22 protein-coding genes are annotated in these 18,550 nt (G+C 71.1%); 5 read left to right on the top strand and 17 right to left on the bottom strand.

Annotated features, from left to right (window positions below; all coding sequences use genetic code 11):
- Positions 1-744: 744 nt before the first annotated feature.
- Complete coding sequence (locus ACZ404_RS27775; RefSeq protein ID WP_468444456.1) at positions 745-1,467, bottom strand: GntR family transcriptional regulator; 723 nt, start codon at positions 1,465-1,467, stop codon at positions 745-747.
- Between the two features lie 12 nt (positions 1,468-1,479).
- Here ACZ404_RS27775 and ACZ404_RS27770 point away from each other — a divergent pair, with 12 nt between their 5' ends.
- The 4 genes from ACZ404_RS27770 to ACZ404_RS27755 all read left to right on the top strand — a co-directional run bounded on the left by ACZ404_RS27770 (position 1,480) and on the right by ACZ404_RS27755 (position 3,327).
- Positions 1,480-1,653, top strand: coding sequence for a hypothetical protein (locus ACZ404_RS27770; RefSeq protein WP_199840890.1), 174 nt, complete (start codon positions 1,480-1,482; stop codon positions 1,651-1,653).
- Positions 1,654-1,942: 289 nt separating this feature from the next.
- Positions 1,943-2,116 carry a hypothetical protein gene (locus tag ACZ404_RS27765; protein WP_468444454.1) on the top strand — a complete coding sequence of 58 codons (174 nt, stop codon included), beginning with the start codon at positions 1,943-1,945 and terminating at the stop codon, positions 2,114-2,116.
- A 108-nt stretch (positions 2,117-2,224) separates the two neighbouring features.
- Positions 2,225-2,554: a deoxyxylulose-5-phosphate synthase gene (locus tag ACZ404_RS27760; RefSeq protein ID WP_468444452.1), complete on the top strand. Its 330-nt coding sequence runs from the start codon at positions 2,225-2,227 to the stop codon at positions 2,552-2,554.
- On the top strand, positions 2,551-3,327 hold the full coding sequence (locus ACZ404_RS27755) for an SMI1/KNR4 family protein (protein WP_468444450.1): 777 nt from the start codon (positions 2,551-2,553) through the stop codon (positions 3,325-3,327). Before ACZ404_RS27760 ends, ACZ404_RS27755 begins: the two co-directional genes overlap by 4 nt.
- A gap of 83 nt (positions 3,328-3,410) precedes the next feature.
- On the opposite strand, the gene ACZ404_RS27750 is transcribed toward ACZ404_RS27755, so the two are convergent.
- From ACZ404_RS27750 to rpsB, 5 genes are all read right to left on the bottom strand, one after another.
- Positions 3,411-4,553, bottom strand: a complete 1,143-nt coding sequence (locus ACZ404_RS27750; protein ID WP_468444448.1) for a phosphatidate cytidylyltransferase — start codon at positions 4,551-4,553, stop codon at positions 3,411-3,413.
- Positions 4,553-5,110 carry a ribosome recycling factor gene (gene frr, locus ACZ404_RS27745; protein ID WP_014675285.1) on the bottom strand — a complete coding sequence of 186 codons (558 nt, stop codon included), beginning with the start codon at positions 5,108-5,110 and terminating at the stop codon, positions 4,553-4,555. The genes ACZ404_RS27750 and frr overlap by 1 nt, the downstream gene beginning before the upstream one ends.
- A gap of 176 nt (positions 5,111-5,286) precedes the next feature.
- Positions 5,287-6,045 (bottom strand): UMP kinase, encoded by a 759-nt coding sequence (pyrH, locus tag ACZ404_RS27740; RefSeq protein ID WP_468444446.1) that lies wholly within the window; start codon positions 6,043-6,045, stop codon positions 5,287-5,289.
- Between the two features lie 204 nt (positions 6,046-6,249).
- The gene (gene tsf / locus ACZ404_RS27735) at positions 6,250-7,086 is read right to left on the bottom strand and encodes a translation elongation factor Ts (protein WP_468444445.1); all 837 of its coding nucleotides are present in this window, start codon (positions 7,084-7,086) and stop codon (positions 6,250-6,252) included.
- Between the two features lie 149 nt (positions 7,087-7,235).
- Positions 7,236-8,135: a 30S ribosomal protein S2 gene (gene rpsB / locus ACZ404_RS27730; protein ID WP_468444443.1), complete on the bottom strand. Its 900-nt coding sequence runs from the start codon at positions 8,133-8,135 to the stop codon at positions 7,236-7,238.
- A gap of 350 nt (positions 8,136-8,485) precedes the next feature.
- Here rpsB and ACZ404_RS27725 point away from each other — a divergent pair, with 350 nt between their 5' ends.
- A complete protein-coding gene (locus tag ACZ404_RS27725) occupies positions 8,486-9,046 on the top strand; it encodes a murein hydrolase activator EnvC family protein (RefSeq protein ID WP_468444649.1) in 561 nt (186 codons plus the stop codon).
- Between the two features lie 29 nt (positions 9,047-9,075).
- Here the strand turns inward: ACZ404_RS27725 and ACZ404_RS27720 are convergent, their stop codons facing one another.
- From ACZ404_RS27720 to lepB (ACZ404_RS27670), 11 genes are all read right to left on the bottom strand, one after another.
- Positions 9,076-9,633 carry a TetR/AcrR family transcriptional regulator gene (locus ACZ404_RS27720; RefSeq protein WP_468444647.1) on the bottom strand — a complete coding sequence of 186 codons (558 nt, stop codon included), beginning with the start codon at positions 9,631-9,633 and terminating at the stop codon, positions 9,076-9,078.
- A gap of 64 nt (positions 9,634-9,697) precedes the next feature.
- The gene (gene whiG, locus ACZ404_RS27715; RefSeq protein ID WP_468444441.1) at positions 9,698-10,540 is read right to left on the bottom strand and encodes an RNA polymerase sigma factor WhiG; all 843 of its coding nucleotides are present in this window, start codon (positions 10,538-10,540) and stop codon (positions 9,698-9,700) included.
- A 360-nt stretch (positions 10,541-10,900) separates the two neighbouring features.
- A complete protein-coding gene (gene dprA / locus ACZ404_RS27710; protein ID WP_468444439.1) occupies positions 10,901-12,049 on the bottom strand; it encodes a DNA-processing protein DprA in 1,149 nt (382 codons plus the stop codon).
- Positions 12,046-13,671: a YifB family Mg chelatase-like AAA ATPase gene (locus ACZ404_RS27705; protein WP_468444437.1), complete on the bottom strand. Its 1,626-nt coding sequence runs from the start codon at positions 13,669-13,671 to the stop codon at positions 12,046-12,048. The genes dprA and ACZ404_RS27705 overlap by 4 nt, the downstream gene beginning before the upstream one ends.
- A gap of 1 nt (position 13,672) precedes the next feature.
- Positions 13,673-14,068, bottom strand: a complete 396-nt coding sequence (locus ACZ404_RS27700; RefSeq protein WP_468444435.1) for a YraN family protein — start codon at positions 14,066-14,068, stop codon at positions 13,673-13,675.
- A 58-nt stretch (positions 14,069-14,126) separates the two neighbouring features.
- Entirely contained in the window at positions 14,127-14,435 is a 309-nt protein-coding gene (locus ACZ404_RS27695; RefSeq protein ID WP_003965949.1) for a DUF2469 domain-containing protein, read from the bottom strand.
- Between the two features lie 56 nt (positions 14,436-14,491).
- Positions 14,492-15,016 (bottom strand): NUDIX hydrolase, encoded by a 525-nt coding sequence (locus ACZ404_RS27690; RefSeq protein WP_468444433.1) that lies wholly within the window; start codon positions 15,014-15,016, stop codon positions 14,492-14,494.
- Complete coding sequence (gene lepB, locus ACZ404_RS27685) at positions 15,006-15,785, bottom strand: signal peptidase I (protein ID WP_468444431.1); 780 nt, start codon at positions 15,783-15,785, stop codon at positions 15,006-15,008. The genes ACZ404_RS27690 and lepB (ACZ404_RS27685) overlap by 11 nt, the downstream gene beginning before the upstream one ends.
- A 99-nt stretch (positions 15,786-15,884) precedes the next feature.
- On the bottom strand, positions 15,885-16,763 hold the full coding sequence (gene lepB, locus ACZ404_RS27680) for a signal peptidase I (protein ID WP_468444429.1): 879 nt from the start codon (positions 16,761-16,763) through the stop codon (positions 15,885-15,887).
- Entirely contained in the window at positions 16,687-17,844 is a 1,158-nt protein-coding gene (lepB, locus tag ACZ404_RS27675; RefSeq protein ID WP_468444427.1) for a signal peptidase I, read from the bottom strand. The genes lepB (ACZ404_RS27680) and lepB (ACZ404_RS27675) overlap by 77 nt, the downstream gene beginning before the upstream one ends.
- Positions 17,837-18,538, bottom strand: coding sequence for a signal peptidase I (gene lepB, locus ACZ404_RS27670; RefSeq protein ID WP_468444425.1), 702 nt, complete (start codon positions 18,536-18,538; stop codon positions 17,837-17,839). Before lepB (ACZ404_RS27670) ends, lepB (ACZ404_RS27675) begins: the two co-directional genes overlap by 8 nt.
- Positions 18,539-18,550: the final 12 nt, after the last annotated feature.

Genomic DNA, 18,550 nt, shown 5'->3' with positions numbered 1-18,550 from the left:
CCCGGCTGGCCGCTTGGCACATCATCGCTGCTGGTGGCCAGCCCTTACAGCTTGAAGAACAGATACATCAACGCAAAGCTGGCGACTCCGACACCGACACATATGACGGCATTCCTGACCGCATGCGGCCCATCCCGTTCCGGAGTGCCCCATATCTCGACGGACGCAAAGAAGAAGGCAAGCACTCCGACCACGGAGAAACTGCCCCCGATGAGCCAGAACAAGAAACGCATCATGGTGTCCCCCCACCGATTCAGGCAGGGAGAGGCTACAAGGTCAACATAGTTTCCGCTGCCCAGTCGGCCAGCCTTGATCCCGCCGCCCAGCCCATTACCCGCCCCAGCTCCCATCCCGTACGCCGTCGACCCACACACCGTGGAGCGGGCGTGGTTCCTGGCGTCCAGGTGGAGCGCGCCACTGTACGAACGACCTGGACGCCAGGGGCCACGTCTGCTCGGCTCTGCCTGGGTCGATGGTGTGCGGGATGGGAGCCCCCAGCATCCGCCACGATGGACCCGCGGGCGGCGACGGCGCCCCCTCCATCCCGGTGCCGGCCGATCCCCCGCCGGAGGCCCTGTCCTGACCGTGGTCGCGCTCGCGGTGCTCGACTCATGGGGCCGTAGTTCTGCTGCGGCCCCAGGGGGCCGGCCCCTGCGCCGAAGGCGTGTGGGGGCCGGGCTCCAGGGGCCAGCCCGCGCCTTGCGCGGGCACTTGATGAGGTAGAGAAACCTGTAACAACCCAGGTCACGCGTCGAAGTCGTACTCCAGGATGTACGAGGCGGCGTCGAGCGTCATCTCGTTGATCTCGACGGGGCGGCCTTCGTCCGCAAACGCGGTGCGGCAGATGAGGATGACCGGCGTGCCTGCGGCCATGCTCAACTGTGCTGCCTCATCCTTCGATGGCATGCGTGAGCGGATCTCTTCGCGGAAGTGCGCTGGCTTGTAGCCGAGTTCGGCAAGCCTGGCGTACGTCCCGCCTGGTCCCGTGTCCTCCTGAGTGATAGCGGACCCCGCAACCACTGACGTGGGCAGACAGCTCGTCGCGAGTAGGACGGGCTTCCCCTCCAAGACGAAGCGCCGTCGCCTCACGCACACCGTCTCGTCGTCGGCCAGGTCCAGAACCGCGCTGATGCGGTCGGGCGCGGCCTCCTCGGACACGACGACCTTGTCCACCTCGAGTGCGCGGTTCTCGATGTCCGCAGACCAGATGGAACGGCCGCTGCCCCACTGCTGCTGGGAAAGCCGCTGGATCCCCCGGCGTCGAAGCGGGCGGAACGCTCGGACGAACACACCGGCACCCTTACGGGCCTCGGCGACGCCTTCGTCTCGGAGCACGCTCAACGCCTGTCGGGCGGTCATGCGGGCCACGCCGGGGAGCGGCGTCGGACAGGCCGCCCCTTGCCAACGCGGCCCACAAAGGGTGGCTTCACCCTTCGCCTCAAGGGGCACACGGCCAGTGAGACCCACGGAGGTACAGAGATGAGCGCCGGAGAACGGGCCAAGGCAAAGGCCGAACAGATCGTCGGAAAGACCGTGCGGACGGCGGCCCACGCGATGCACAAGGAGACCCTCGCGGCGAAAGGCGCCGCTCTCGAAGCACGAGGCAAGATGCGGGGCACGAAGGAACAGACCAAGGGCTCGTTCAAGCGCTGAGCGCGCTGCCACAGGCTTGAACCCGTCCCAGGAACGGCTGAAGGCCCAGGGAGAGGGAAACAACCTCTTGCCTGGGCCTTCGGCGTTCGAACCTGCGTAGCCAGCGCTGACCACGGAGGCGCTGACCTGGGTGTTTCCAGCGCAGTCGCCGCGACTCCACCGCTGCCCCCCGAAACGGTCATAAAATCTGCACGTCCGGGCGCAAGCAGGCATGAAACGGGCTAAACTGGGCGCTGCGCAGCCAAGGGGCGCATCACCGGGACAGTCCCGACGCCACAGGAGAATCTCAATGACCCACGGAACGATGGCCGCTCCCGAGGCCAACCCCCGCGCCAACGCCGCTTTGGCTGCCGACTGCGAGGTGTGCAACGGCTGGGGAACCGTGATCACTTCCCAGGGGCGGCACGAACTGTGCCAGGTCTGCCAGTCCCCCACCGAACCCGAGTGCCACGACAGCGGCTGATCGCATGCCCGTGATCACCGCCACCCCCCGCATCCTCTGGTGCTTCCCGGGCTCGGGCAGGGTGGAAACCCGGTTGGTCGGGGGCGCGGGGGTTTCTACGCTGGGTGCATGTCTCATGGCAAGACCTCGTACGTGTGCCTGTCGTGCCGGGTGTCGTACAAGCAGCCGTACGACCCGTCGCGGGAGCGTGTCTGTCCGCGCTGCGCGGGGGCGCTGCGGTACGCGGGCTCGGCGTTCGCGGCGCCGCCGAAGCGGGACCGGGATGCCTGGCGGACGCTGACGGTGCTGCTGAACGCGGGGGTGCGGTTCCACAAGAGCTGCTGCGGCGGGCCCGGCTACCGGCCGCGCACCCGGCGCGAGGTGCGGGAGCGGCTGCGGCACGCGCGGCGGAGCGGCGAGCCGGCGGCGCGGGCGCTGGTGCGGGTCGTCGTGCCGTGACCGGCCTGGAGGCGCTGTCGCGGATCGTGCCCCCGCCGGCCGACCCGGTCGATGCCCGTGGTGACTGGGGCGTGGCCGAGGAGCGGCTCGGGGTGCGGCTGCCCGGTGACTACCGGGTGCTGGTCGAGACGTACGGGTGGGGCGAGTTCTGTGACTACCTGTATCTGCGGACGCCGTTCGGGACGAGCCCGTACAACGGGCTGGAGTGGTACGACGGGCTGCTCGTCTGGGGCAGCACCATGGACGCCGACCGGCTGTGCTGGCGTACCGAGGGGGCGCCGGAGGAGTGGCCGGTGGTGCTCGTGGGGCGGAGCGTGGGGCGCGAGGAGTTCGCTGCGGGTGCCGCCGGGTTCGTCGAGGGGTGGGTGACAGGGCGGCGGCAGTCTGCCGTTCTGGTCGACATGGAGCCGGATCTGGCGCCCTGGTTCAACACGTTCCGGACCCGGTCGTACCGGTGTCTGCGGCTGTCCGAGGGCCCCCGGCCGTACGCCGAGCGGTTGCGGATCCTGCGGGACGTGCTGGCGCCGACCGTCGACCGGGGGTCGTGGCAGTCCGAGGACGGCGCGCACGGGCAGGACCACTTCGCGACCGCGGACACGGACTGGCACCTCACCTACGACCGCTCCCGCCCGCACCAGATCCGCGTCGCCTTCCCGCCCGAGGACACGGTCGCGGCCCGCGACCGCCTCTTCGGCGCCGTGCGTCTCATGGGCTGCACGGTGTTGGAGATCACCACGGCCCGGGGACGCCCGACGGCCGACTGGGACGCCTGAACCGACTGGGCGACGGCGGTACGACGCCGGGCCCCGCCCTGTGATCAGGAGGGGGCCCGGCGTCCGTGCTCACGCGACGTGGCTCAGGCCGAGCCGACGAACACCACCATCAGCAACCACACCACCGGCGCCGTCGGCAGCAGGGAGTCCAGGCGGTCCATGATGCCTCCGTGGCCCGGGAGCAGGGTGCCCATGTCCTTGATGCCCAGGTCTCGCTTGATCATGGACTCGCCGAGGTCGCCGAGGGTGGCGCTGGCGGCGACCGCGAGGCCGAGCAGCAGGCCCTGCCACCAGGCGCCGTCGTCGATCAGGAACTGCATGCACAGCGCGCCCGCGACCATGGCGAAGAGCACCGCGCCGAGCAGGCCCTCCCGGGTCTTGCCGGGGCTGATGCGCGGCGCCAGCTTGTGCCGGCCGAAGCGCCAGCCGACGGCGTACGCGCCCGTGTCGCTGACGACCGTGAGCAGCAGGAAGGTGAGGACCCGCCAGGGGCCGTCGCCGGCGGCGAGCATGAGCGCGACGAACGTGGCCAGGAAGGGGACGTAGAACGCCGCGAAGACACCCGCCGTGACGTCCTTGAGGTAGCCGTCGGGTGGTTCCGTCATCCGCCAGACCAGCACGGCCAGCGCCGTCAGCGCCATGGCGACCCAGGCGCCCTCGGCGCCCCGGACGTACCCGGCGATCACCATCGCGGCGCCGCCCAGCGCGAGCGGCACCAGCGGCGCCTTGATCTCCTTGCGCTCCCGCAGCCTGCTGGTCAGCTCCCACAGGCCCACGACCACGGCGACCGCGATCACCCCGACGAACACGGCCTTGACCACGAAGAGGGAGGCGATGATCACCACACCGAGTCCGACCCCGACCCCTATGGCCGCGCTCAGGTCGCGGCCCGCGCTCTTCTTCTTCGGCGCGGGCGCGGGCGCCGGCTGCGGGGCGTCGGGCATGGGCTCCGGATTCTGCTGCACCGCCCCGTGGGACGGCGCCTGCTGCATGTCGTCTCGGAACAAGGGGCCGTTCAGCCGAGCGGCCCCCCGCTCGTCGTCCTGGTTCCCGCCGTACGCGGGTCCGTCGGGCACGATGGGCATGGGGCGAGTCTGCTGCGCCTCAGGCGCATCGTACGCGGGACCCGCCGGGGCAGCCCCCTGAGCGGGTCCCTGGTCGGACGGCCCCCAGTACCCGGCCGGTGAACCGGTGTGCGGCGGCGCTCCCCAGGAAGAGTCGTTCATCAGACCTCGAGCAGCTCCGCTTCCTTGTGCTTCAGGAGCTCGTCCACCTGCGCGACGTACTTCGCGGTGGTGTCGTCCAGCTCCTTCTCCGCACGGCGGCCCTCGTCCTCGCCGACCTCGCCGTCCTTGATCAGCTTGTCGATGGCGTCCTTGGCCTTGCGGCGCACCGAGCGGATGGACACCTTGGCGTCCTCGCCCTTGCCCTTGGCCACCTTGATGTACTCGCGGCGGCGCTCCTCGGTCAGCTCCGGGAACACCACTCGGATGATGTTGCCGTCATTGCTGGGGTTGACGCCCAGGTCGGAGTCGCGGATCGCCTGCTCGATGTTGCGCAGCGCGCTCTTGTCGAACGGGGTCACGACCGCCATGCGCGGCTCCGGCACGGAGAACGAGGCCAGCTGGTTGATCGGCGTCGGGGCACCGTAGTAGTCGGCCACGATCTTGTTGAACATCGCGGGGTGCGCACGGCCGGTGCGGATCGCGGCGAAGTCCTCCTTGGCGACCACGACGGCCTTCTCCATCTTCTCCTCGGCCTCGAGGAGGGTCTCTTCGATCACCACTTGCTCCTGCGTGTCTTGAGTAAGGCCCGGCTGCGATTCCTCGTTCGGGGCGGCGGCCGGCTGCGTCGCGTCTTCTTCCTGCACGGTTCCCGACCGGCAGGACATTGTCCATCCCCCGGCCCTGGTCCCGCCCCCTTACGGGGCCGCGCACCACCGGCCGGGTTGCCGCCGGGTCAGCCCCGGCCGGCCTGGTCACCCACCAGCGTGCCGATCTTCTCACCCTTGACGGCCCGCGCGATATTGCCCTCCGCCAGCAGCTCGAACACGAGGATCGGCAGCCTGTTGTCGCGGCACAGGGTGATCGCGGTGGCGTCGGCGACCTTCAGGTCGCGGGTGATGACCTCGCCGTAGCCGAGGGCGTCGAACTTGACGGCGTCGGGGTTGGTCTTGGGGTCGGAGTCGTAGACCCCGTCCACGCCGTTCTTGCCCATCAGCAGCGCCTCGGCGTCGATCTCCAGGGCGCGCTGGGCGGCGGTGGTGTCGGTGGAGAAGTACGGCATGCCCATACCGGCGCCGAAGATGACCACGCGGCCCTTCTCCAGGTGGCGCACGGCACGCAGCGGGATGTACGGCTCGGCGACCTGGCCCATGGTGATGGCGGTCTGCACCCGGCTGTCGATGCCCTCCTTCTCCAGGAAGTCCTGCAGGGCGAGGCAGTTCATCACGGTGCCGAGCATGCCCATGTAGTCGGAGCGGGCGCGGTCCATGCCGCGCTGCTGCAGCTCGGCGCCGCGGAAGAAGTTGCCGCCGCCGATGACGACCGCGATCTGCGCGCCGTCGCGGACGACGGCCGCGATCTCGCGGGCGATCTTGTGCACCACGTCCGGGTCCACGCCCAGGCCCCCGCCACCGGAGAAGGCCTCTCCGGACAGCTTCAGCAGAAACCGGCCGCGTACTTTGCCGTCGTCGCTCTTCTGGGCCTTGGTGGTCATGGAGATCCCGCCTCTTTCAGGTGTTGCACATACGAAGAAGGCCACTGCCGGTTGGGGTCGCTTTTCGCTCCCATGCGCGGCAATGGCCTCCTCGTCAGATCTGCTGCCGTCCGCCACGTGCCCGGGTGTGGCGGTGTGCGCGGACGACTGCTGTCGACCCTATCGGGATTTCTCCACGGGTCGCGCGTCGATCGCGGTACGGACTCAGATGCCGACCTTGATGCGCGTGAAGCGCTTCAGGGTGACACCGGCCTCGTCCAGCACCTTCTGGACCGACTTCTTGTTGTCGAGCGCGTACGGCTGGCCGAGCAGCGTCGCGTCCTTGAAGAAGCCGTTCAGGCGGCCCTCGACGATCTTGGCGACCGCGGCCTCGGGCTTGCCCTCGGCGCGGGTGGTCTCCTCGGCGATGCGGCGCTCGGACTCGACGACGTCGGCCGGCACGTCCTCCTTGGCGAGGTACTTCGGCGCGAAGGCGGCGATGTGCTGCGCGATGCCCTTGGCGACCTCGGCGTTCGGCTTGTCGAGCTCGACCAGGACGCCGATCTGCGGGGGCAGGTCGGGCATCGTGCGGTGCATGTAGGCGGTGACGTAGCCGTCGGCGAACTGCGCGAAGCGGTCGAGGACGATCTTCTCGCCGAGGTTGGCGTTGGCCTCGTCCACGAACGCCTGCACGGTCTTGCCGGCCTCGATCTCGGAGGCGAGCAGGGCCTCGAGGTCGGCCGGGGCGGTCTTGGCGACGTGCTCGGCGATGGTCTTGGCCACGGCCTGGAACTTGTCACCCTTGGCGACGAAGTCCGTCTCGCACTTCAGCTCGACCAGGACGCCGGAGGAGTTGTCGTCGGCGATGATGGAGACCACGGCGCCGTTCTCGGCGGAGCGGCCCTCGCGCTTGGCGACGCCCTTCTGGCCCTTGATGCGCAGCGCCTCGACGGCCTTCTCGACGTTGCCCTCGGCCTCGTCCAGAGCCTTCTTGCAGTCCATCATGCCGGCGCCGGTCAGCTCACGGAGCTTCTTGACGTCGGCGGCGGTGTAGTTCGCCATGAGTCTGTGAGTCTTTCTCGAAGTCTGGAAGATCTTCAGGTCGGCACGGTCGCGCTCCACGGGTGAACGCGGAGCGCGTACGGCATGCCGGCCTACGGGTGAACAGCGGGGGCGGACGTCATGTCACTGCCCCCGCTGTCGACGCTGCGTCAGGCCTGCTCGCCCTCGGCGGCCTTCTCGCCCTCGGCCGGGGCGGCCTCGGCGGCCGGAGCCTCGGCGGCCGGAGCCTCCGCAGCCGGAGCCTCGGCGGCCGGAGCGGCGGCCTCGTCGGCCTTCTTCTCACCCTCGAGCAGGTCGCGCTCCCACTCGGCGAGCGGCTCGCCCGCGGCCTTCTCGCCCTTCTCACCGGCGGCCACGCCGGAACGGGCGATGAGGCCCTCGGCGACGGCGTCGGCGATCACGCGGGTGAGCAGGGTGACGGAGCGGATCGCGTCGTCGTTGCCCGGGATCTTGTAGTCGACCTCGTCGGGGTCGCAGTTGGTGTCGAGGATCGCGACGACCGGGATGTTCAGCTTCCGGGCCTCACCAACGGCGATGTGCTCCTTCTTGGTGTCCACGATCCAGACGGCGCTGGGCACCTTCTGCATCTCGCGGATACCGCCGAGGGTCTTCTCCAGCTTGGCCTTCTCGCGGGAGAGGACCAGCAGCTCCTTCTTGGTCAGACCGGAGGACGCGACGTCCTCGAAGTCGATCTGCTCCAGCTCCTTCAGGCGCTGCAGACGCTTGTAGACGGTGGAGAAGTTGGTGAGCATGCCGCCCAGCCAGCGCTGGTTGACGTAGGGCATGCCGACGCGGGTGGCCTGCTCGGCGATGGCCTCCTGCGCCTGCTTCTTCGTACCGACGAACATGACCGTGCCGCCGTGGGCGACGGTCTCCTTGACGAACTCGTAGGCGCGGTCGATGTACGACAGCGACTGGAGCAGGTCGATGATGTAGATGCCGTTGCGCTCGGTGAAGATGAAGCGCTTCATCTTCGGGTTCCAGCGACGGGTCTGGTGACCGAAGTGGACGCCGCTCTCCAGCAGCTCCCGCATCGTGACGACGGCCATGGCCGTATCTCCTTGAATTTCTCGGTTGTGCCGCGACAGCCGGCCGGCCGTCGCGCCTGACGCCCGCGATGCGCCGTGCCGCTAGGGACCGAGGGGCGCTTGGCAGGAACCCTTGCCGGGTGCCGTACCGGGGCGTGCGAAGTCGACCCGGTGACCCGGATCGCCAGAAGAAGTGTACGGGACCGGCGGGGCCCCGGGTGACGCCGCTGTCCACAACGCGTCAGTAGTCCACAGATCCCGGCCATGATCGGCGTGGCCGCGGGAGCCTGTGCGGCATGCGACGAGCGATCCGATGTACGGCGGTGCGGGCGGCGTGTCTCCTGGCCCCGGCCCTGGCCGCGCTTTCTTCCCTGGCCTGGGCGGACACCCCGCCGCCCGCTCCCCCGCCGGCCGGTGGGACACCGGTTCCGGCCATCGGCCGTGCCTGGCCGGTGGGCGTCCGGCCTCCGGTCCTGCGCGGCTGGGAGCCGCCTGCGACGCCGTACGGCCCCGGCCACCGCGGCGTCGACCTCGGCGCCCCGCCCGGCTCACCGGTTCGCGCGCTCGCCCCCGGCCGCGTCACCTTCGCGGGCCGGGTGGCGGGCCGGGGCGTGGTCTCCCTGCACCTGACGGGAACCGACCTGCGGACGACCTACGAGCCGGTGACGCCGTCGGTGAAGGAGGGGGATGCGGTGGCGGCGGGCGAGGTGGTGGGCACGGTCGAACCCACGGGCTCCCCCTGCCCGGCCGTGTGCCTGCACTGGGGCCTGCTGAGGGGCGGGACCTACCTGAACCCGCTGGCCCTGCTCCCACCGTGGCTGCTGCACCGGGGCCCGTCGAGGCTGCTGCCGGTCCTGGGAGTGCCCCCGGCCCAGGACCTTTCGTCTGGATCGGGCCGGATCAGGCGCCAGGGGCCCGCGAGCCCGGCATGATCCGAACGAGGAGGCCAGGGAGGCGGGGCTCAGCCCCGCACGCCTCGCAGCGCCATGGCGACCGCGGCGTCCGTCACCACCGCGGGATCCTCCGCCGCCCCCAGCTCGATCCGCCGCACCGCCGCATCGACGACGCCCTGCAGCAGCATCGCCGCCAGCCGGGGCTGCTCGTGCCCCATCTCCGCCAGCGCCTCGACGACCATCGCGACCAGCCCGCCGTGCGCGGCCCGGATCTTCTCCCGCGCCCCCGCGTCCAGCTCGCTCGCCGAGATCGCCACCACGGCGCGGTGCCGCCGGTCCCCGACCAGCGCGAGCTGCTGCCGTACGTAGGCCTCGACCTTGCCCTCGGCCGACGGGGCCCGCTCCATGGCCGCCGCGACCTCCGCCGCCCACACGGGGAAGTCGACCTCGCACAGCTCCTCGACCACCGCGGCCCGCGACCGGAAGTACTCGTACACGGACGACCGGGCCAGTCCCGTCCGTTCGGCCAGCGCGGGGAAGGTCAGCGCCTCCGTCCCGCCCTCGGACAGCAGGGACCGTGCCGCGTCCAGCAGGGCGGCTCGCTGCATCGACCGGTGCTCGGCCACGGAGGCCGCTCGAATCCTTGGCACGTCAACACTTTACGGACGGACCCCCGCGCAGGGGAGCGACTCAGCGGCCGAAGCTCGCCAGCTTCGCCCTCAGCTGCAGCACCGACTTGGTGTGGATCTGGCTGACCCGGCTCTCGGTGACCCCGAGCACATGGCCGATCTCGGCGAGGGTGAGCCCCTCGTAGTAGTACAGCGTGACGACGGTCTTCTCCCGCTCGGGCAGCGTGTTGATCGCCCGCGCCAGGAACCGTCTGAGCTCCCGGTCCTCGGCCACCTCCACCGGGTTGTCGGCGGCGGTGTCCTCCAGCGTGTCCATGAAGCTCAGCCCGTCGCCGTCCTCGCCCCCGACGTGCAGCAGCTCCTCGAGAGCCACCACGTTGGCCAGCGACAACTGGCTGAACACGGCGTGGAGTTCCTCGACCTCCATGCCCAGCTCGGCGGCGACCTCCCCTTCCGTCGGGGTCCGACGCAGCCGCGCCTCGAGGGTGGCGTAGGCCCGTTCCACATTGCGCGCCTTCTGCCGGACGGACCGGGGGATCCAGTCCAGCGCCCGCAGCTCGTCGATCATGGCGCCCCGGATCCGGGTGATGGCGTACGTCTCGAACTTGATCTCCCGGCCGATGTCGAACTTCTCGATCGCGTCGATCAGCCCGAACACGCCCGAGGAAACGAAGTCCGCCTGTTCCACGTTGGGCGGCAGGCCCACGCTCACCCGGCCCGCCACGTATTTGACGAGCGGCGAGTAGTGCAGGATCAGCTGCTCCCGCAGCCGGTCGTCCCCCGTCGCCTTGTACGACCGCCACAGCTCGTCGAGCGTCGAGGGAGCGGGCGGCCGCACGCTGCCACCGTCGCGGGCGGCTGGGGGGAGCGCCGCCCGGTCGGACCCGGAGGTGTGCTGGGGCATTCGTCGCCTTGTGCCGTTCTGCCGTGAAGTGCCGTGATGTGCCGTGTTGTGCTGCGCAGTGGGGGAAGTGAGCGGAGGTGGGATGTGGTGGGGTGGGACGGGGGCCGAGGGGTGAAGTGGGGTACCTGGGTGAGCTGTCGGTCTGGTGTCGAGTTGGCGCGTTCTGCGCCCGGACTTTCGTGAGCGTAGCGTGACTGAGGAGTCGCGGTGTGCGAACAGCCCGGCTCCACCCGTGCGCGGAGCGGTTCCGCCGGCCGCACCACCTCGCCCCGCCCCTCGCTCTGCGTGACCGGCCGGTGAGGCCAACTCCGGGAAATCCCAAGGGCGTAGGGGTTCCCCCGGACGGCCGAACACGCTGGGTCAACATGGACCCCGACCGCCTCGGGCCGAGATCACGGCATGGCGTGTCAACTTCCAGCCATCGCCGTGTCGTTCGACGTAACCAAGTGCTCGGAGTTCGTACAGCCTCGCGATCGCGTCGTCCGGCGTGGTGCGCGCACCGGCCGCGATCTCCGCGACGGGGGCCGCGCGGTCGCCGGGGAGGGCGGCGAGGACGGCGCGGGCGGCCGGTTCCAGCAGGTCGCGGGGGAGGACGGGGCCACGCCGGGGCGGCGCGAGTTCACCCATGTCGCCCACGAGTTCGACGACGTCCGCGGCGTCCGTGACGAGGACGGCCTCGGCTCGCAGCAGTTCGTGCACCCCGGCGGAGAGCGCGCTGGTGACGGGGCCCGGCACGCCCATGGTGAATCTGCCGAGACGCTGGGCGGCCCGCGCGGTGACCAGCGAGCCGCTGCGGCAGGCGGCCTCCACGACGACGGTGCCCCGGGTGAGGGCCGCGATCACCCGGTTGCGCAGGATGAACCGGCTCGGGGTCGGGTGATCGCCCGGGGGCAGCTCGCCGATCACCAGTCCCTGCTGCGCGATGCGGTGGAGCAGTGCGGTGTGGCCGCGGGGGTAGGGCTTGTCGACGCCGCAGGCCAGGACGGCGACGGTGGCTCCGCCGGAGGCCAGGGCACCGCGGTGGGCGGCGCCGTCGATGCCGTAGGCGCCGCCGGAGACGACGACCCAGCCGCGCTCGGCCAGGCCCGAGGCGAGGGAGGCGGCCACGTGGGTGCCGTACTCGGTGCAGGCGCGGGCGCCGACGACGGCGACGGAGCGGAGCGCCCACATGCGCAGGCTGGGCGCCCCGCGCACCCACAGCCCGATGGGCCGGGCGTCGCCGAGGTCGTCGAGCTGGGCGGGCCACTCCGCGTCGCCGGGGCGCACGAACCGCATCCCGGCAGCCCGCGCGACCTCCAGATCCCGCTCGGGCTCGGCCCGCCGGGCCCGGGCCACCAGCCCGCCCCACCGGGTCCCGCTCACCCCGGGCAACGGCGTCTCGCCGTCCCGGAGCCGCCGCACCACCTCCGCCACCCCGAACTCCCGCAACCACCGCCCCCCGGCCTCGTCCCCGGGCTCGACGACCCGAGCAAGAAACACCCGGGCCACGAGCTCGTCGTCCGCCGTCACGTCAGGGCCTCGATCGCCATGGGGACACCGCGCGGGACCCCGGTGCGCAGTTGCAGGGCGAGGGCGACGTCGGTGGCGTCCGGCCGGTCGTGCCCGACGAGATCGGCGACCGTCCAGGCCACGCGCAGCACCCGGTCGATCCCGCGGGCCGTGAGCACGCCCCGTTCGAGGCTGCGTTCGGCGTCGTCCATCGCGCCGGCGGCGGCGTGGAAGCGGCTGCGCAGCTCCCGTCCGGGCACCTCGCTGTTGGTGCGCCAGGGTGTTCCGGCGAGCCGCGCGGCCGCCCGTTCCCGGGCCGCCCCGACCCGGTCGGCGACGGCCGCCGTGGACTCGCCCCGGGCGCCGGGCTCGGTGAGCTGGGCGCGGGTGACGGGGTCGACCTCCACTCGCAGGTCCACCCGGTCCAGCAGCGGTCCGGACAGCCGGGCCTGGTAGCGGCGGATCGCCGAGGGCAGGCAGTCGCACAGGGAGTCCCGCTGGGAGAAGCGCCCGCAGGGGCAAGGGTTGGCCGCCAGGACCATGAGGAATCTCGCCGGGAACCGGACCACTCCCGCACTGCGCGCGATCACCACATGCCCGGACTCCAGGGGCTGCCGCAGGGCGTCCAGGGTCTGGCTGTGGAACTCGGGAGCCTCGTCGAGGAACAGCACGCCCCGGTGGGCCAGGGAGACGGCGCCGGGCCGCGCCACGCCCGGGCCGCCGCCGACCAGTGACTGCATGGTGGCCGAGTGGTGCGGGGCGCAGTAGGGCGCGACGTCGATGAGCGGCTTGCCGGGAGGCAGCAGCCCGGCCACCGAGTGGACCGCCGTGACCTCCAGCGACTCCTCCCGGGTGAGCCGGGGCAGGACGGCGGGCAGCCGCTCCGCGAGCATGGTCTTTCCCGCGCCGGGCGGGCCCTCGAGGAACAGATGGTGTCCCCCGGCGGCGGCCACCTGCACGGCGGTGCGCGCGGAGAACTGGCCCACGACGTCGGCCAGGTCGTGGTCCTGGTCGTGCTGCGCGGCGCCCATGCTGTGCATGCCGGTGGCCGCCCCCGTGCCGGGCACCCGCAGGCCGGCCAGAAGGGGGTCCGGGCGCCCCTGGTACTCCGGCTCCTCCTCGGGGACCGGCTCGTCGGTCAGGACGGCGATCAGCTGCCGCAGGCTGCGCACGCCGAGCACCGACACACCGGGGACGAGTGAGGCCTCGGCGGCGGCGCACTCCGGCACGACGACCTGTTCATAGCCGGCGTCGGCGGCGGCCAGCACCGCGGGGAGGATGCCCCGCACCGGCCGCACCCTGCCGTCCAGGCCCAGCTCGCCGATCATGACGATGTCGGCAAGCACCCTGGGATCGATGCGCTCGGCGGCACCGAGCACCGCGCAGGCGACGGCCAGGTCGAACCCCGAGCCGGCCTTGGGCACCGAGGCGGGGCTGAGCCCGACGGTGAGCTTCTTCTGCGGCCACTCGGCCCCCGAGTTCACCACCGCCGCCCTCACCCTGTCGCGGCTTTCCGTCAGGCTCTTGTCGGGGAGGCCGACCAGGGTGAAGGCCGCCACTCCGGGTTCCAGGTCGGCCTGGACCTCGACGACCACTCCTTCGACGCCGACCAGGGCGACGGAGCACGTACGGGCGAATCCCATGTCAGGCCACCCCCCGCGCGTGCTCGACGCAGGGGCCGCCCCGGCGGGGCAGGAGGACGCCGACCAGGTCGATGCGGACACCTCCGGGCGGCGCTCCCCCGTGGCTGTGGATCCAGCGTTCGGCCAGGCCCAGCAGACGCTGGGCCTTCCTGGGGGTCAGCGCGGCCATCGGGTGCTGGAAGTCGCCGCCCCTGCGGGTCTTCACCTCGCAGACGACCAGCGTGCTCCCGTCCCGCGCCACGATGTCGATCTCGCCGGTCCGTCCCGCGCGCCAGTTGCGCTCCAGGATCGTCATCCCGGCCTCGGCCAGCCGCCGCGCGGCCAGATCCTCGCCGTACCTGCCGAGTCCCTTGCGTGCCCTGCTCATGTCGGCACCACCTCCGGCGCCAACGGTCACGCATCCGCCCGACAGTTGTTGATCTTCGTGGACCACTCCGAGGTTGTGGAAAACTCCGTCACCCGCCCGGGAGCTCCAGATCGCTCTTGTTCAGCTCCTCGATGTTCACGTCCTTGAACGTGAGCACGCGCACCTGCTTGACGAAGCGGGCCGGCCGGTACATGTCCCACACCCAGGCGTCTGCCATGGACACCTCGAAGAACACCTCGCCCTGGACCGAGTGCACCTGCATCTCGTAGTCGTTGGTGAGATAGAAACGCCGCTCGGTCTCGATCACGTATTTGAACAGACCGACGACGTCGCGGTACTCCCGGTAGAGCTTCAGCTCCATCTCGGTCTCGTACTTCTCGAGGTCCTCGGCGCTCATGGCATGTTCCCCTTCAGCCGTGCGATCCCCCCATTGTGCGCCAGTCCGACGAGCCCTCAGACGATTTCGGTGTCGAGGGTCACGGGCCTGGCCGGGGGACCTTCGTCGAGCAGCGTGCGCAGCAGCCCGGCGAGTCTGGTCGGATACACCGTCTCACGTGCCCGGCCCAGTTCCCGACACGTCCACCAGCGCGCTCCGGCGACACTGCGCCGCTCCAGCTCGGTCAGGCCCTGGGCCGCGGTCGCCGTCTGGGTCGTACGGGCCAGGTAGTACCACTCGTCCTGGTCCCAGCGGCGGCCCGCGAACGGGAACGAGCAGCGCCGGCGCCACAGCACCGGGCCGAGGTCGACCTCGGTGATGCCGGTCTCCTCGGCGAGTTCCCTGAGCGCGGCCTCTTCGCGCGTCTCGGTGCCCTCCACGCCACCCCCGGGGGTGAACCACCAGTCGTCGGACGGATCGTCCGGCTCGTGGCCGTGCAGCAGCAGGATGCGGTCATCGGGGTCGAGCAGGACCACCCGGGCCACCCTGCGCAGGCCGCCCTGCTGGGCGTCCTCGCCCGTCGGCACGGGCTCAGCGGACACCGGCGGTCTCCGGGCCGCTGCGGCGGCGGGAGCGGCCCAGGCGTCCCGCGATGGGGCCGTAGGCGCCGCCCGCGAGGACCAGCACACCGCCGGCGGCGATGACCAGCTCGATGGTCCGCAGCGGGCCGGGCCGGGACAGTGGGCCGAGGGCCTCGAAGCCGGTGGGCCGCTCGAGCCCGCCCTTCAGGGGCCAGACCACGGCGTCGACGCGGGCGGAGACGGCGCCCCGGGACACCGTGCCCTTGGCGGCGTCGGTGAGGTGGGCGGTGGAGTCCAGGGAGCCCTGGCGCTCGTCGCCGAGGAGGAAGAGCCGGCCCTTGGGCACGGTCACCGTCGGGAAGTTCGTGAGCTCGGCCAGGCTGCCCTTGGGCAGATAGGGCTCGTCGATCTGCTTGCCGTTGACGGTGAGCTTGCCGTCGGTGCAGCAGGAGACGGTGTCGCCGCCGACCGCGACGACCCGCTTGACCACGTTGGCGTTGGTGACCCAGCTCTGGTCCCGGAAGACGACGACGTCGCCGCGGCGGACGTCGGCGCCGTCGACGCGCTCGGCCAGCACCCGGTCGCCGGCGTCGATCGTCGGGGTCATCGAGCTGGTGGGCACGGTGTACGGCCGGTACAGCACCGCTCCCCAGACGAACCCGCCGAGGAACAGCACCAGGCCCAGCGCCACGGCCAGCCCGGAAAGCCGCTGACGTGTCCGGCTGCCGCCGGTTTTTGCCGTGCCCGCGCCCGCGCGCTGCGGGGCCGTACGCGTCGTGCTCTCGCCCATGGACCCGCACCCTACCCGGCGGTACGAGTCCGGCCCACCCTCCGGCCGGACTGGGTTGGTCAAGAAGTGACCGCACCCGCCCCGGAGGCTGTCGGCGACTCAGTCCCGCGCGGCCTTCGTCGTCCGCCGGCGCCGCCACACGGCCACCGGCAGGACCGCCGCCACCGCCACGGCACCCGGCGCCGCCGGCAGGGTCGAGGCCGCGGAGGACTTCTTCTTGTCCAGGCCCTGGTCGAAGGTGTCCGGGATGGGCAGCGTGCCCCAGCGGTTGACCGGCCAGGCCTTGACGACGGCGCGGCCGACGACCTTGTCGACGGGGACCATGCCGTGGTGCCGGTCGGACTGGTTGTAGCGCGAGTCGCGCGAGTTCTGGCGGTGGTCGCCCATCACCCAGATGTAGCCCTTGGGGACCGTGACCTTGAAGGTGCCGCCCTGGTCGTCCTGGCTGCAGGGGGTGTTGCCGGGGTAGACGTACGGCTCGTACAGCGCCTTGCCGTTGACCGTCAGCGGGCCGGTGCCCTTGCACTGGATGGTGTCGCCGCCGACGCCGATCACCCGCTTGATCAGGTCCTTCTCCTCGGCGGACGGCATCAGGCCGATCCAGCTGAGGACCTTCTGCACCGGGTTCGGGGTGGGCGTCGGCTCGCCCGCCAGCCAGTTGTCCGGGTCGTGGAAGACCACGACCTCGCCGCGCTCGGGCTGGGAGCCGAACCACGGGGTGAGCTTGTCGACCAGGACGCGGTCACCCCGCTGCAGGGTGTTCTGCATCGAGTCCGACGGGATCGAGAACGCCTGGACCAGGAACGTCTTGATCAGCAGCGCCAGGACCAGCGCGATGCCGATCAGGATCGGCAGTTCCTTCCAGAAGGAGCGCGGCTTCTTCGGCGCGCGCGCCGTCTCCTCACTCCCGGTCTCGGGCCGCCGGTCCTCCGGCGTGCCGTCGCCGGACTCCGGGAAATCCGGGTCTCCGGAGGTCATGGCGCCGTCCTGAGCATGAGCGTTCGCCTCCACGGGGTGCCCGCGGTGCTCCTCGCCGTCGTGTCCCGACCGTGCGCCAACCGCCACATCCCCCACGCCAACTCCTTACTCTGTGCCGCCGCCTGCCCCATACACGGTGCAGGCCCACCACTCCCATAACGAGCGGGAGTTCCGCAGGGGTCGGGAGCTGGGTCATTCCGTATCGATCGTCGGGAGCAACCCTATGCGACAGCAGAGGCGCGGCGGTCGACCCCGACACGGAGTCGGAGACGCTTGCGAAGGTTTTAGGTTCGTCGAGGCCGGTCCAGTGACCGATGGGCCAGCCGATGGCCATGGCCCGGCCGACCACCGAGTCCTCGGAGACCGTTCCGCCGTACGGGGTGTTCTGGTGGACGCGGGAGTCCGCGGAGTTGGCCCGGTGGTCGCCCATCACCCACAGGCGCCCCTGGGGCACCGTGATGTCGAAGGGGGTGAGGGAGGGCGCGTTCCCCGGGTACAGGTAGTCGCTCTCGGTCAGCGGCACGCCGTTGACGGTGACCCGGCCCTGCGCGTCGCAGCACTTGACGTGGTCGCCGCCGACCCCGATGACCCGCTTGATCAGGTCCTTCTCGTTGGCCGAGGGCAGCAGGCCGATGAAGGTGAGGCCCTCCTTGACCTGCTTGACGACGACGGGGTCGTTCGCCTTGGGGGTCTGTTCGTCGGCGAGCCAGCCGCCCGGGTCGTGGAACACCACGACGTCCCCGCGCTGCGGCTTGGAGCCGAACCACGGGGTGAACTTGTCGACCAGGACGCGGTCGCCGATCCGGATCGTCTGTTCCATGGAGCCCGACGGGATCACGAACGCCTGGACGAGGAACGTCTTCAGGACCAGCGCTATGAGGACGGCGACACCGACCAGCAGAGGGATCTCTCGAACGGCCGAACGCCTGCGCTTGCGCTTCACCTTGCGCTGCAGTTTGCGCCGCTCCGCGCGCGTGCGTCCGCCGCCCGGCGCCGAGGAGGAGGTGCGGCGCGTGCCGGTGGGCAGCAGGCTCTCGGCGGGGTTGTCGGGCACCCCGCGGGGTTTGCCCCGGTTACCCATGGGCGCCTCCCGTGGGGGCCGCGGGCACGCGCGCGTAGGCGGACGGCCGCGTCAGGTGCGTCCAGTGGGCGTACGGCCAGGCGATCCAGTCGGCGCGGCCGATGACGTCGCCGACGGGGATCATGCCGCCGCCGGGCGAGCCCAGGTGGTCGCGGGAGTCGCTGGAGTCGCTGCGGTGGTCGCCGAGGAGGAAGAGGCGGCCCGCGGGCACGACGACGTCGAACGGGACGCTGGACGGGGTGTCCCCGGGATGGAGGAACGCCGTCTCGTCGACCGGCCGGCCGTTCACCTCGAGCCTCCCCTCCTTGTCGCAGCAGACCACGTGGTCGCCCCCCACACCGACCACGCGCTTGATGTAGTCGGCGTCCCCGAAATACCCGGTCCCGTCGAAGACAACCACGTCACCGCGGCGTGGCTGGGCACCGAAACGGTACGCCAACTTATTTACGAGGACGCGGTCTCCGATCCTCAATCCCTGTTCCATGGATCCGCTCGGAATCTGGAACGGTTGCACCACGAAAGCGTTGAGAAGCAGCAAAAACACCAGGCAGACGAGGCCGGTGAGGGTGATCCGGCCACCGGGCAGCCACTCGGTGATCCGCGCCACCAACGCGAAACGCGACCGGCCCTCCGGCCCCGGAGAACCGGGGTGGGAGGAGCGGTCGCGTTCCGTCTGCTGTGCTTCGGTGTCCATCGGAGCCGCATG

The sequence above is a fragment of the Streptomyces sp. NPDC030798 genome (assembly GCF_055572275.1).
This window is presented reverse-complemented; position numbering and strand designations above follow the sequence as displayed.